Annotated in this window: 8 protein-coding genes; 7 read left to right on the top strand and 1 reads right to left on the bottom strand. The window is 48.5% G+C overall.

Features of this window, described 5'->3' with window-relative positions:
- Positions 1–3 precede the first annotated feature (3 nt).
- Entirely contained in the window at positions 4–1,848 is a 1,845-nt protein-coding gene (locus BUR42_RS07960) for an eCIS core domain-containing protein (protein WP_074238721.1), read from the bottom strand.
- A 709-nt stretch (positions 1,849–2,557) separates the two neighbouring features.
- Here BUR42_RS07960 and BUR42_RS07955 point away from each other — a divergent pair.
- From BUR42_RS07955 to BUR42_RS07925, 7 genes are read left to right on the top strand one after another with little or no spacing between them, the layout of a single operon-like run.
- On the top strand, positions 2,558–5,539 hold the full coding sequence (locus BUR42_RS07955) for a SusC/RagA family TonB-linked outer membrane protein (protein WP_084185454.1): 2,982 nt from the start codon (positions 2,558–2,560) through the stop codon (positions 5,537–5,539).
- 14 nt (positions 5,540–5,553) lie between these two features.
- Positions 5,554–7,053: a RagB/SusD family nutrient uptake outer membrane protein gene (locus BUR42_RS07950; RefSeq protein ID WP_084185453.1), complete on the top strand. Its 1,500-nt coding sequence runs from the start codon at positions 5,554–5,556 to the stop codon at positions 7,051–7,053.
- Between the two features lie 11 nt (positions 7,054–7,064).
- A complete protein-coding gene (locus BUR42_RS07945; protein WP_074238719.1) occupies positions 7,065–8,690 on the top strand; it encodes a carbohydrate-binding protein in 1,626 nt (541 codons plus the stop codon).
- 13 nt (positions 8,691–8,703) lie between these two features.
- Positions 8,704–9,738, top strand: coding sequence for a DUF5007 domain-containing protein (locus BUR42_RS07940; RefSeq protein WP_159442238.1), 1,035 nt, complete (start codon positions 8,704–8,706; stop codon positions 9,736–9,738).
- 25 nt (positions 9,739–9,763) lie between these two features.
- Positions 9,764–12,988: a SusC/RagA family TonB-linked outer membrane protein gene (locus tag BUR42_RS07935; RefSeq protein WP_074240492.1), complete on the top strand. Its 3,225-nt coding sequence runs from the start codon at positions 9,764–9,766 to the stop codon at positions 12,986–12,988.
- Positions 12,989–13,008: 20 nt separating this feature from the next.
- Positions 13,009–14,508, top strand: a complete 1,500-nt coding sequence (locus BUR42_RS07930; RefSeq protein ID WP_074238717.1) for a RagB/SusD family nutrient uptake outer membrane protein — start codon at positions 13,009–13,011, stop codon at positions 14,506–14,508.
- Positions 14,509–14,525: 17 nt separating this feature from the next.
- Positions 14,526–15,218, top strand: coding sequence for a fasciclin domain-containing protein (locus BUR42_RS07925; protein ID WP_074238716.1), 693 nt, complete (start codon positions 14,526–14,528; stop codon positions 15,216–15,218).
- Positions 15,219–15,226: the final 8 nt, after the last annotated feature.

Below are 15,226 nucleotides of genomic sequence, written 5' to 3'. Positions count from 1 at the left end.
GGTCTAAAGCCCAAGTCCTCCCGCCAACCTGCCAGCAGCGATCTGCGTTGCGCAGGCAGCAGTACCTGCAGGGCTTGGAGTAGGGAAGCGGGTAGCTTCTATTCTTCCACCACTGGTTATATTATCAGATAAAGCATTTACGAATGTAGTGGCTACTTCCGTAGAGGTAGGTATTATATACGTAGCCGCAGTAGTGGCCTGCGCATATGTAATGCGGCTGTCCCTTACCCGTGAAGCCAGGTAGTTACATGCAAATACCTGGATCTTATTGGCAAAGAGGGTAATGAGCGTTGGCCCATTGGTGAGGGCGCGTGTGGTGGGATCAAAAGTGCCACCATACATGGATAAGAAAGTAGTGGCCCTGCTGTTGTATGTACTGCTGCCGGGCATCAGATAGGAGGTGAGGGCATCTGATAATCTTCCGCTTCCGGAAGTGATAACGGGAGCCGTTAAAGCAACGCTGCTGCCGGCACCCACTACAAAACCTGCAATATCTCCTTCCAGGTTAATGGAACCACCATAATCTGTTCCCCTGAACACTGTGCTGGCACTGGTAGACGGTGTTGAGATCCGTTTTACCGAAAGGGATGCCGCTGCACCTCCCAGGTCTCCCAGCCAGGTAACGAGCTCTGTACCGGAACCTCCCATGTCTATATTCATGAGGCCGCCCGCAACGGGGTAGTTCACGTTAGTTGTTAATGCAGGATCATAGCGTGCATCCATGCCAATAAGCAGGTGGCCGAAATCTACGTGCCGCGTTCCATCCACCACATCCTGGCTGTTGAACAATGCGGTGAAAAGGCCGCAATCCAATATGGTCTGTATATCACGTGGAGCGGTAGTAGTGGGGTCAGCGGCGGAAGGACGCGTAAAACGCTGGAAGCCTTCATTTCTGATGGTGCTGTGTTCCACACTGTAATCATGGCTCCAGGTGGTGCCGTAATAAATGCCCCGGAGGGAATGGATCTGCTCCTGTGTAGATGTTATTCCGGCTGCTGAGAGTTTTATTTCTGCAGCACGTACAAGGTCTATTAATGTGGTAAATGAAGTAGCGGCTGTAAAGGTAGTCGGGCAGGTTACAGTGGGTACCCTGGGTGTGCGGTCCCGCGGTGCTTCCGTTGGTGGCGGCGGGGCCGTTGGCTCCGGTTCTGTGGGGCCAAAGGGCACACCACCGGGAAGGCCAGCATCCCTGGGTCCATCCACGCCCGCATCTTCCTGCCGGTCTATTTTCATAGCAACGGTATTCACTTTTCCCTGCTGGATAGTATGTGTAAGCTCATGCGCTAACAGGCTTTTGCCGGCACGCGAACCGGGATTGTATTCCCCTTTATTGAAATAAATATCTGAACCTACTGTAAATGCTTTGGCACTTAAAGTACTGCTCATCTCATGGGAAGCAGCATTATCGTGAATATTTACATTACTGAAGTCTGCCCCAAAACTACTGCCCATCTCTTGCTGCGTGATACCGGGTAAAGACTGGCCGCCTCCCTGGGAAGAACGGATCTGGTTTTCCAGTGCAGCATCATGTATACCGCCTCCATCGTTTTCTTTCTTCTGTAATTTTTCTTCTTCCTGGCAGTGTTCACACTTTTCCTGCACAGGCAAACCCTCACATTTATCGCATTTCTTCTGAACAGAAGATGTTTCTATCTTTTGCACTACCTGTTCGGCCACGCTGTCCGCTTCCTGTTCATACTTATCTCCCGGCTGGCTGACATTCAGTTTAGTCTGAATTACAGGCGGGCTGAAAAATGGTACGTCTGAATGTTCAGAAGGTGCAGGAAAGAAAGTTTTGCTGCATGGGGTAATGGCAGAACGCTGCGCTGGGGGTTGGGGCAGTTTCATTTGGGGTATTTGTACCTTAATTTACATAGAATTTCGGATTCTTACAAATTTGTATCGCTGCTTAGTCTATATCAGGCATGAATGCTCCTCTCTATATTATTAAGCGCTGATAACAATAACTTAATTGAGGAAGTACCTAACTTTAAATCCTTTTAAATAATTTTAAACCGTTAGAAGCATAATTTTAGTGTTTTATTAACAGAAGATTGTAATATTTTGGCTGATGGCTGTATAATTTATACACGATGCACATCCGCATATTGACACAGAATAATAGGTTGTGTATCTTACAACATTGATACACCTCATTATCCAAGGTATTAAATCAACGCAAAATCGTTTTAGTAGTAGAGTAGAGCCTAACTAGAATCTTGTCACCACGTTAAACACTAAAAAAATGCAGAGTTTCTTTACACACTAGTACCTCGCACAATGTACGCTGTTGGTACCCACTAAGACCGAAATTTAACTTCCATGTGAGATCCATTGTGCTGGTGAAAAGTTAATTTTTCCGTATACATGATCCCCCACGTCCGGTAACGCACACCATTGCTTACTGTGGCTATTTCGCGCGCCTCATGGTTTGTGGTGTGGCCTTGCTATGCTTTCTGCATAACAGGAAAGGGGAAGTTTTGTTTTTGAATGTTCCGGCTACGTTTTGTCGTAGGAGCGGGATGGAGCTTTTTTGTTTGTAAAACAAATCTACACTATGATATATCTCTACCCAAATTCAGGGAAGCGCGCCACGTTACTACTGGGGCTCTTTATGCTGGGAGCGAGCGCTATGGCGCAACAGTATTATAAGAAGGCAGACTCTACCGGAACGGCGGGCAGCGCAGAAGCTGCTGAACGCCTGAAAAGAGTGACCCTGCAATCCAGGGACACAATAGGTTACCTGCCTAACAGCGAATTTCTTTTACGTACAGTCGGTGCCGTTAGCAAGGTGTCGATGAACGAAGTAAAGAAACTCCCTTACACCAGTATAAACCAAATGCTGCTCGGAAGGGCTAACGGCGTGGATGTACGCATCCCTACCGCAGAGCCCGGCAAACGCAGCAGTGTTTTTGTACGTGGTGCCTCAGGTCTGCTGCTTAAAAACGGGGACCTGTTTGGCGCACAGCCTGTGTACATTGTAGATGGCATGCCGCTCATTACTGAGCATGCTTTTGCATTCGATGTACAAAGGTTTGATTTCAACCGCATGGGTACAGAAATTGATCCGCTTTCCTTCCTGAATGTGAACGACATCAAAAGCATTGAAGTGCTGAAAGATGCCGGTGCCACTGCCAGGTTTGGCCCCCTGGCCTCCAACGGCGTGATCAATATCACCACTTTTGGTCCCCGCAGCGGAGATCTGAAGGTGGAAGTGAATGGTTATGCCGGCATCTCCATCAAACCTTCGGTGGATGTGATCAATGGCCGCTGGGAACGTGATTTCAGAACACAGTTCTACAACCGCTATGCAAGCAAGGAACAGTTCAGAAGTTTCCCCGGTTACCTCGCAGACTCTACTAACTCTACTTACTACGGTCATGCGGACTGGGATGATGCCTATTATCGTAATGGCTGGTCAACCGGCCTGCAGGCAGCAGTAAGCGGTGGTAACAGGCTGGCTAATTTCCGTTTCAGCGTTGGGCAGGCATCTGAACAGGGCGTGGCGGAACAAACGGCCATGCGCCGCTATAACGTGAACTTCGGTATTAACATCATGCCGGTGAAGAACCTCCTGTGGAGCACTTTCACCAGCGCATCGGTGGTGAACCGGGACAGGCCGCAGTTGCTGCGGGACAGGATGGGGGATGAGGATTATATCCTCAGTCTTGATAAACCACCATCCTCCAGCGCATCACAGGTGGATCAATATTTTGAATACCTGGAAAAAGGCCTTGATAAAAACAGGAATGCCAATATACGTGTAGTGAACACGCTGCAATATACTTTTGGGAAATACGTGAAGCTGAACTCCCGTTTAGGCATTGATCACGGGCAAAACTACAGGGACCTGTTCATTCCTTCTACCGTGAACGACGGTAACAACTTTGTATCCAACTACGACGGGTTGCATCGCCGCCTGGTGTTTGATAACTCGCTGGAAATAACACCGCTGCAGAAAAAGGGACAGCATCTTTCTGTTACCCTGGGGCAATACAACCAGTGGGATATGTGGAAGTACAATTACGGCCGTGCTTTTAAAGGTAAAAGCGATTATATACAGATCTATCAGCCCGGTAGTAACGATAGTAAAGCCGGGGCCTCTCATAACCTCCGTCTTACTGCCAATTATAAAGACAGGGTGAAGACCAACCTCGCATCTTTTTATGCAAACTTCGATTACAATCTGAAGGATAAATATTCCTTCAATCTCTACCTGCGCCAGGATGGTTCTTCCAACGTAAGCGAGGATGAACGCTGGCAGATGTTCCCCACCTTATCTGCTGCCTGGAAAATATCCGGAGAAGAATTCCTGCGGAACAGCAAGCTGTTCAGTAACCTTCGCCTGAGGGCCAGCGCAGGCCGCATCGGCAGAGTGTTCCATGATGATTATTACAAAGGCGGCCCTGTATACAATGTGGAAGCAGGCTGGGAAGGTACGCCTAATATGTCCACCTACAACGGTTTTCCGGTGCTGAATGCCGCTTATGAGCTGGGATATATTTCTCCCGGTATCGGCTGGTCATATACAGATCAATTGAATGGCGGGCTGGATATAAGCGTGCTGAAGGACCGTGTGAATATCTCTGTAGACGTGTATACGCGGCAGGATAAAAACCTGCTCCTCAAAGTGCCGGCTATGACAGAAAGTGGTTATACGGGCGTATTGATGAACGGGATGGATATTGCCAACTATGGTGGTGAACTCGGCGTTGAAGCTATTATCATCAATGATAAAAAATTTGGCTGGTCCACCGCGCTGAATGCATCTGCGAACAAAACCAAATTGCTGAGGCTGCCAGGTGGCAGAACAGATGTAGTGTTGGGTAACCGTCGCTTCCTGGTAGGGAAACCGGTAGATAAATACTGGTTGCTGATCAATGAAGGGATGTACGAAACTAATGCAGATGTGCCTGCTGGCAGAACCTACCAGGGCCTGCCTATGAAAGGCGGTGATCCTAAATGGCGTGATGTGAATGGAGATAATAATATAGATGACGGAGACCGTGTAGTTACCGGTACCCATAACCCCGCAGTGCAGGGCGGCTGGGCCAATAACCTGCGTTATAAGAACTTTGAACTGAATATGCTCTTCAGCTATGCCTTTGGCAGAAAATTGCTGAACAAGGCACTGGCAGACCGGTTTGACTTTGTGAACCGTGAAGGTGTGGATGATATTGACGGTGTAAAGGAATTCGCCTACTGGACCAAACCCAAGGGAGATGTGGACGGTATGTACCGTTACAATCCCTGGAGCCCTGTAAGGGCCTACCAGGCAGAGCAAACCCTTTTCCTGGAAAAGGCCTCTTACGTAAAACTCCGCTCTCTCTCGCTTACCTATAATTTCTCCGGCGCATGGATGGAAAAGAAAGGTGTACAGCAATTGCGTGTATTCGTAACCGGTAATAACCTTTTCACACTTACCAATTATACCGGTGGAGATCCTGAGGCCTTCGATTACTTCGGGTACGACCAGGGCGTGTATAATTTGCCGTCACCCAGAAGTTATACCCTGGGCTTCAACTTACAGTTCAAATAATTAAAACTGACCTTATGCGATATATATGGATAGGCAGCCTGATGTGCCTGATGGCAACCGGATGGCTTTCCTGTAAAAAGATGCTGGATGTGGACTCAACCCGTGCGGTAACGGAAGAGAACATGTGGAAGTCCAAGAACGATGCCTGGGCAGGCAGCTTTGCCACCTATAGCCTGTTACGCGCGGCGATGGCAAATGAAAATGCTTACTGGGCGTATGGAGATATGCGTGGCGGAGATTTTACCGTTACCAAACGTGGCGACCTCCAGGCGCTGCGCTCCAATCAGCTCACTTCCAACTATCCCGCCATGGATGCATGGCGCGACTGGCGCCGTTTCTACGCGGTAATTGCACAATGTAACCTTGCCCTCAGCAAACTGCCAGGCATTCCGGACCTGGATAACCGTTACGCCCGCTCTGAAATGAAGCTGGATGTAGCACAGGTACGTTTCATACGTGCTTTCACTTACTTCTACATTGTGCGTGTCTGGGGAGATGTACCCCTGATAAAAGAGCCATTCAAAGGAGAGTTTACGGCCAGTACCCGGGAAGACTGGAATAAAGTACTGGATTTTGCCATGAATGAAGCAACGGCTGCGGCTAAAGACCTGCCATGGAAATTTGATGGTACTAACCCTGAGCAGCAGGGCAACTACCGCGGGCAGGGTGGGTCCCACTGGCAAAGTATCCTTGCTACCCGTGGTGCCTGTTACAACCTGATGGCACATATCGCCGCATGGAAAAAAGATTATGCTACTGCGTTGCAGCACATCAACACTATCCTGGATAACAAAGCGCGCAACTCTTATGAGTATGTTACGAACAACGATCAGATAGTTGCTCCCAGCGGTACTTCCGGCTCTACTTTCCGCGGCCGCACCAACTGGAACATTTTTCAACTGGACTTTAACATAGACCATGCTGAAATATCCACTACCGGCCAGCTCGAATACTGGACGCTCCGTTACCCGGATGTACCGAAAGCAGAAGCGGAGATCTTTGTAACCAAGGACAGTATCCTCAATATTTACAGTAATTCATCAGATGTGCGCGCTTCCATTTTCTTTACAGATATGTCCAGCATGCAACCGATGTTCTACAAGCTGCGTATGCTGGATGGAGCGGTACGTAATCCTACCTTAAAGTTTTTCAATGCAGCTATTGTGATCTTCCGGTATGAAGAAATGTTGCTGCTGCGCGCGGAATGTTATGCACGTACCAACAACGTAGCTGCTGCCCGTACAGAGCTGAACCTATTGCGTGTCAGAAGGTATATTGAAGAGGTGCCTGCTACCGCAACAAAAGAGCAGGTGCTTGATCTTATACTGGAAGAACGCCGCCGCGAGCTGATCGGTGAAGGATGGCGCTGGTTTGACCTGATGAGTTATGGTAAGGTGCCTGCTTACAGCCGTCTTTCAAATGCAGATGTTCAGAACGGCGGGGCATACTGGCCCATGTCTAAAAACACCATCGGCCTCAATCCTCAACTTACGCAATATTCATTCTGGAAATAATCTCTACAACTATGAAACGAATAATTTCCTCTACACATATACTTGCCGCCGCCGCCCTGCTGGTGATGGCTGCCGGCTGCCGGAAGAATAATGAATATCGTAACATGGAACCTGTGCGTGAAGTAAAAATGAGCAGTTACGATTTCATTAAGCAGGCTAACCAAACCGGCCTGTATGATACCCTGATCTACCTGCTGGATAAGACCGGTATTTCAGAAAAGCTGAAAACAAGCACCAATACTTTTTTTGCACCGCAGGATTTCAGCATTTCTTCTGCGATGGAAAACCTCAACTTCATCCGCAAAAAACGCGGCGATGCACCGAACTGGACGGTGGACAGTGTGCGCACAGGCGTATGGGATACCCTGCTGAACCGTTACCTGATCTCGGGCACTTACACCCTGGATTCTCTGCGTAAGGGAGATGGCGTGGACCTGATGAATGCCTATGAATATGAAATGAGTGCCAAGGCTATCAGTACTACCGCATCCGGCATCAGCAACGGTGGTTCCATGGTTATCCAGTACAGCGATAAGAACAACTCCCGGCTCATTAAATTCTGGGTATCCACGCTTACTGAATCTGCCAATATCAAAACAACGAATGGTATTGTACATATGCTGGAGCCCAAACACGTATTCGGCTTTTCTTCTTTCCTGGGAATGGCCTATCCCTCACAGCTTACTCCCTACTGGGGCATTCCTGCCCTTATCCCGGGCACAGGCAGCATAGATATCGCCTATTATGACCGTGGAGGAGAAGGCGTGGCTTATCACGACTTTGAGCCAGCTAACAGGGGTAACGGTAAGTTCCGTTTTGAAGAAGGCGTGGATACAGATGTTTGCACAGAAGGCCCTTACAACATCGGCTATACCTTTCCCGGCGAGTGGATGAAGTATACCGTGAAAGTAGAATATACCGGCCTTTATGCCAGCTACTCACGCGTGGCTACGCCGAACGCCAACTGCATCATGCATATGGAAGTGGATGGTGTGAATGTAACCGGCCTCATGAACATTCCGAAAGGTACAGGTTACCAGAACTGGGTAACGGTGCAGGGAAAAGATGTTCAGCTCACGGCAGGAGAACATGTGGTAAACTATGTGGTAGATGCTGCAGGCCATAACATGTGCCGCCTCGGCTTTGTACCAAAGTTCCGCAAACCTTTCAATGGTACGCCTTTACAAATACCGGGCACTATTCCCATCGTAGAGTTTGACTGGGGAGGCGAAGGTATTGGTTACAAAGATGCGACTGTACAGAACACAGGTAACGCCAAACATACCATGCGCGCATTTGAAGGCCCTGATACAGAGCTGAACCCGGGTGAGGGCGGATTTAATATAGGGAGCCTTGCAGTAGGAGAATATACTTCCTATACCGTGAACATACAAAAATCAGGTAAGTATGATATCATATTCCGCGTAGCTTCTCCGAATACCACAGGTAAAGTGCATGCTGAAATTGATGGTGTGAATGTGACCACTGTACTGACCGTACCAAGAACGGGGGCATACGCTACTTATACAGACCTGCCCAGGAGAGATGTAACGCTCACAGCGGGAGAACATCAGTTGAAAGTAGTAACAGATGCCGTAGGCTTCAACATCTCCAAAGTGATCTTTGTTGCGAAATAATAAAATTATGAAAATGAACAGCATTAAAATATACCTTCTTGCCTGTTGTAGTGTGGCTTTGCTGACGGGGTGTTATAAGGATACCCTGCCGGTAGAGAAAGACTACATGAGTAAGGATATGAACTTCAAGAAAGAAACGTTTGTTGCCAATCTCGGGCGTATGAACGTGTTTGTGGATATCTTCAATGCGGACTATTCCACGCAGCCGCTGCAATTCGCGCTGCAATCTACGCGGCAGGAAGGCAAACCTGTTCCCGTATTACTGGAAGAAGTAGATACCCGGCAATGGAAAGAATATTATACAGGTACAGAAACATCCATCGCGGAAATTGAAGCCAAGCGCACTGTTGTGCGCCGCCCTATCCTGGACCTGAATAAGCAGAACGGACAGCTGGTGGTATGGCCCACAGACTCCAATAAAGTAAAGTACGGCAAATACTTTTTTGATGTACTGGTAAAGAACGGAGCAGGAGAGCGCCTGTTCCCCGGTCTTATGTTAGACCTCCGCCGCCCCAGGCCCTACGAGCCTTATGAATATGACGACCTCACCGGTATTCGTAAAGCAGACAATGCCGGCGGTATTATCCGCCCCACTATTATGTCTGGCCACAGGGACCCGAAAGGCGTAGAGATCAAAGCAGAAAATGTGCAGGTGTACTTTGTGAAAACAGGGACCGCCGCCAATAAGCTAACATTCAAGTTTGTAGATAAGGATAGTTTGCCCATTCCCATTTCCACCTTTAACATACAGCGCTGGGACAGTCTTTATTACTTCAGCAAAATGACGGACCGTAATATTAAGTTCGGCTTCAACAGGCAGATACCTAAAGACAGTTCCGCCGTTACCTACGACATTACTAACCCTTTCCCTGTGCTCGCGGAATCATTTGCAGGAGATGAGCTGGCTGAATACAGCTTTACTTTCAGCAGGGTTTCCTATGGTTACCGGTCAACGGGAAGGATAGGGATGAAGTTCAGTATTCATGAGCCGGGTGAATGGACGATAGTGTTCCGTTACATGATCAATCCAAAATTCAGTGATGATTAACACGCAACTTTTAAATCAGCAAACTATGCATAAAGTAATAAAGCTCTTTATAGCCCTGGTACTTTTTGCCTGCAGTACAGCGTATGCACAGCAAAAGATCACGGTAAAGGGAAGAGTAACAGATGCAGCCTCACACACTGGTATACCCGGCGTGAGCATTGTGGATATGACGGCTAAAAAAGCCATAGCGGTAACAGACAACGCAGGTTTTTACACGATTTCCATTGAAGAAGGAAAAACGCTGCTGTTCCGCTTTATAGGTTATGAAGATAAATCGGTAAAGGTTACCAAAGCGGAGATCAACCTGCAGCTGGCGGTATCTGAAAAAGGATTGAAAGAAACGGTGATAGTAGGATACCAGGCACGTACAAAGGAAACGATGACAGGTGCTTCCAGCCATATCAGCGGTAAGGACCTGCAGAACGTACCGGTATCAAACCTGGAGCAACTGTTGCAGGGTAAGGTAGCTGGTATGAACATCCAGAACATTACCGGCGCACCCGGTTTTGGGGGCACAATTGCCATCCGTGGTATTTCCCAGCTGAATATATCGGGTAGCGGCGACCAGGCTTTCCTGGCCAGCTCTAACCCATTGCTGGTGATAGACAATGTGCCGGTTGATTATGACGGGGGCATAGACCAGAGCATGTTACAGCCTGGTGCTGCTACAGGCCCGCTGTCCCTGATACCACCGGAAGATATTGAGTCCATTGAGGTGTTCAAGGACGCGCAGGCTGCTTCCCTGTATGGTTCGCGTGGTGCCAATGGCGTTATTGTGATCACTACCAAGCGTGGTAATTCTGCTGTTCCTATCATCAGCAGCAACAACAGTGTGTTCGTCAACATGCCACCGCAATTACGTGCCGTTTGGGGTGGTTCAAAGGAAAGAGATTACCGTATTTCCGCCATCCTCGGTTACAGCCAGAGTGAACGCGAAGCGCGCAGGATACTTGACGAGGCGCAGTTCATATCAGACAGTCTCAATGGTTTTTATAATAACAGTACAGACTGGCAGGGGCTTTTTTATCAAACGACTGTTAATACTAATAACAACCTGCAGATCAGCGGCGGTAATGCCAAGATGAACTATAAGGCTAACCTGGCTTACCAGATGAACCAGGGTGTTATTAAAAATACCGGGTTCAATAAATACAGCCTCAACATGCAGTTGAATATACAACCCAATACACGGTTGCGCATGAGTGGCCAGTTGTTTGCCGCGTATGGGCAAAAGCAGCGTGGTAACGGTGGCGGTCTTACAGGCAACGGTGCGGGCAATGCCTTCTCTTCCTCTCTTTTACCCGGTCCTTCTCACTTTTTTGAATTCCCGGAACTGAGGGCATACCTGGAAAACGTGGATGATAACAACACGGTGAATATCCGCAGTTACCTGAACGTGGACTATGAGCTGTTCCCCGGATTGCGCCTCACTACCACCACTTCTTATGATTATTATACGGATACAAGGGACCGTTTCAACAGAGGGTTCTCCAACAACAACCAAACGCTTTTGTATGGCTTTGTTGGGCGGAGGGGAGAGTTAAACACCCGCAATGGCCTTGCTTATAATTTCAATAGTAACAAAGAGAATACGGAGAAAGGGCATAACGTATTGGTGAGCTTTTTCACAGAAGCCAACATTAGCGAGAACGAACAGCATGTGCGTGAAATGCGTAACGGACCGAGTGATTACTATTGGGGTCCCCGTGGCTACTCTCCGCGCTTTTACCCCGGTAACCCCTGGAACGATGCAGGTAACATCAATACCAATGGTACGCCGGTGAGCCGCCTGTATCATGCGCTTTCTTATGCCGGTTTTATTTCGTACAACTATAAAACAAAGTATGTGCTGGACCTCTCTTACCGTGCAGACGGTAACTCCAGCTCCGGCCTTTCCAGCCGATATTCTGTGAACCCTGCTATGGGTGTTCGCTGGAACTTTGGAAAGGAAACCTTCTTTGAGAACCTGCAATTTATCGATTACGGATCACTGCGCGGCAGCTACGGTATCAACAGCCGTCCTATTGCGAACCAAGTGAATTCCCTGGGTATTTACCAGGTGCATGCGGATTACAATAACCAAACCGCTATCGGTCCTGAATTCAGGCTGATGCCTAACCCATACCTGCAGTCTGAAAAATCAAGGCAGTACGATGTGGGGCTGGACATGAGCTTCCTGAAAGGCCGTATCACCTTTACCTACGACACTTATTACAAACGTACCTATAACATGGTGCTGGAGATGCCGCTTACGGATGTGACCGGTTACTCCAGCATACAAAAGAATGGCGCCGCTATTGTGAATTACGGGCATGAGCTGGCTATTACATTACGCCCCATTGTGGCCTCCAAAGCAGATGGCTTCCAATGGACGCTGACCGCTAATGGTTCTATAGGGAAAAATACGCTGGTAGCATTACCTGAAGGACTGGAGTCTTACCGTTACAGCGATGGTGCGCCTTACTACCAGGACCTTGCCCGTAAAGTAGGTCATAGCCCTATTGCCAACTTCCTGTATAAGACCACAGGCATTTATCAAAACACTAAAGATGTACCGGTAGACCCTGTTCGTGGTGTGCGCTACAGGAATGGTAAAGGAAACTCGCCTCAGTATTTTACTGCAGGAGATCCTATCTGGGTTGACGTGAACGGCGATTATATGCTGGACGATGCTGAGGATAATATGATCCTCGGTAATCCGGAACCGCGTGCTGTAGGTGGTCTTTCAAATACCTTCAGCTATAAGAATTTTTCGCTGAACGTTTTCTGCTCCTTCACTCTCAAGCGTGATATCCTCAACAATGCCATGGCATCGCGCCTGATCCGTCTCACACAGCCTAATAATATCAACTATAGCGGCGGTATTGGCGGCACAGTGAATATCTATGATCTGGACCGGGTGAATTACTGGAAAGGAGAGGGAGACCTGGCTGCGCAGTATCCTAACGTATACTATACCTATCGCAACGCACAGATCCAGCCATTCAGGATGGACCAGACGATGTTCATGGAAGACGGTTCTTATTTCAAGATCAACCAGATCACGCTCAACTACAATTTCCGCAACTTCGGATTCATGAAGAGGGCGGGGCTGCGCACGTTGCGTACGTATAGCACATTGTATAACGTGGCTGTATTGTCTAAATACTCCGGTCCCAACCCCGAGACGGTGAGCCAGCTGGGAAGGGATGACATTAATGGGTATCCTGCAGGAAGAAGCTTTACAATAGGCCTTTCCGCAGAATTTTAAACTAAAAGACAAACATTGAAATGAAACAGTGGGTTAACATATTACTGGCATGCATCGTAGTTGCGGGCACCTGTTTGTCCGGCTGCAAAAAGTTCCTGGAAGTAGAACCGAGCGACAGGTTTACCGGTGCGGATTTCTGGAAGAGCGATAAAGATGCGGAAATGGGCGTAACGGCCGCCTACAGCCTGCTGCGTTCACGCATGGGCAATGCCGCTATCTACGTAAGTTCTGATTTCAGGCCCGGTAACTGGAACTTCTGGGCCAAGCGGAACTTCATAGCGCTTTCTACCAACCAGATGCAAAGTGCAGACCTGAGCCTCCAGGATGGCCTGGGTGCACTGCGTGACGGCTGGAAGGAATTCTACCAGGCTATTGCCATGGCCAACCTGTGCCTGGCCAAAATACCAGAAATGAGTGATGCAACCATATCCAGCGATCAGAAAGCGAGGTACATGGGAGAGGCACGTTTCATTCGTTGCTTCACCTATTACCTGCTGGTTACTTATTATGGCGATGTACCTTTGCAATTCGATCCATACGATACGAAGCTGAAAGCACGCAGCAATATGCTGAATATCCTGGATACCTGCATCCTTGACCTGCAGCTGGCAGCGAAAGATCTGCCCGAAGCATACGCTGATCCTACCTTCCGCGCAGTACGTGCCACCAAAGGAGCGGCACATGCGCTGATGGCGCATATGTATGCATGGAAAGCGGGTTTCGACAAAACACGTGCAAACGAGTGGTGGAAAAAATGCGCGGACGAATGCCAGGCTGTAACAGACCTGCGCCAATACCGCCTCATGCCTTACGCGCCTGAAATTTTCAAGGATATGTTCAAAGGCCGCTCCGAAGAAGGGATCTGGGAACTTAGTATGGACGCTAACTATGGCAACTCTTACGGTGGCTTCATGGCGCAGTGGGTATTGCATCAGCCTATACTGGCAACGAGTACCACTCTGTACGGTGGCCTTGCCAGCGAGATCACCATTAAAAAGGAGTTTATCGATAAGCTGTACCCTCCCGGCAAATCAGATGCCCGCTTTACGTTATGGTTCGAGGACCCATATTCAACACTTAATCCTCAATCTTCCATGTTCCTGAAGTACTCGGCTATTGCAGATCCTGGTACCCGCAGCTTCGACTTCAACATACTCTACTTCCGTTATGCCGGCGTATTGTTGCTGCAGGCAGAAGCACTGGCGGAATTAGGTGGAAAGGACGGAGAAGCAATGGGCCTGCTGAATGAGATCAGGCGCCGTGCACAGGCAGAAGAATATACCGGCACCGGCGGAAAGGACCTGAAGGACGCCATCTTCATGGAAAGGACCAAAGAGCTGATGGGTGAAGGACAACGCTGGATTGACCTGGTGAGGACAGGCAGGGTAATGGATATAAACGAATGCGAGAACTACCTTACACAGGATCAGTTCAACCGTCGCGCATGGACATGGCCTATCCCTGTTGGTGCCATCCGTACAAATCCTCTTCTTGTTCAAACCGCTTATTGGGTACAGTAAACTTTAAAATGCATTGTATGAAAAAGATATTCAGATGGACGCTGGTACTCACCTGTATTGTAACGCTTACACAGGCTTGCAAAAAGGATTACTATGCAGATGGCGGGCTGGCCAATCCTCATTATAACGGCACCATATACGATTACCTCACGGAGAAAAAACTGTATTTCGATACCATCAAACAGATCATTGATCTGGCGGGTTTGAAAGACATGATGACCTCCGATACCATCACTTTTTTTGCGCCGACAGACGACGTAATACGCGTAGCGATGAACGACCTCAACGCAGAGCGCTACTTCACTATGAAGGACTCCGTTAAGATCTCCGACCTTGGGCCGGAAGTATGGCGCAAGTTCCTGAGCATGTACATTATGAAAGGTAAACGTGTGGCAGGCAGCTTTCCCCGCGTGAGCACGGAAAACATCACCGCCTTTCCCGGCATCAACTACATTATGCTGGACGGATATATCCTGAACATCGGCCTGGAATATACCAGCTATAACGGTGTGGAAGCAGTAGGTCCGCGCATCCTGATGGTGACGGATGTTACTTTTGATCCTACCAACTTCAGGAATAATCCTAAGGTAAGAGTAGTGTCCTCAGACATCCAGCCGAAGAACGGCGTGATACATGCGCTGAGCATATCCCACCAATTTGGTTTCCGCCGTGGTGAATTTACCCGTATTGCGGGCGATTACTTAAAGTAAAATGTACA

The sequence above is a fragment of the Chitinophaga niabensis genome (assembly GCF_900129465.1).
Classification (GTDB): domain Bacteria; phylum Bacteroidota; class Bacteroidia; order Chitinophagales; family Chitinophagaceae; genus Chitinophaga; species Chitinophaga niabensis.
This window is presented reverse-complemented; position numbering and strand designations above follow the sequence as displayed.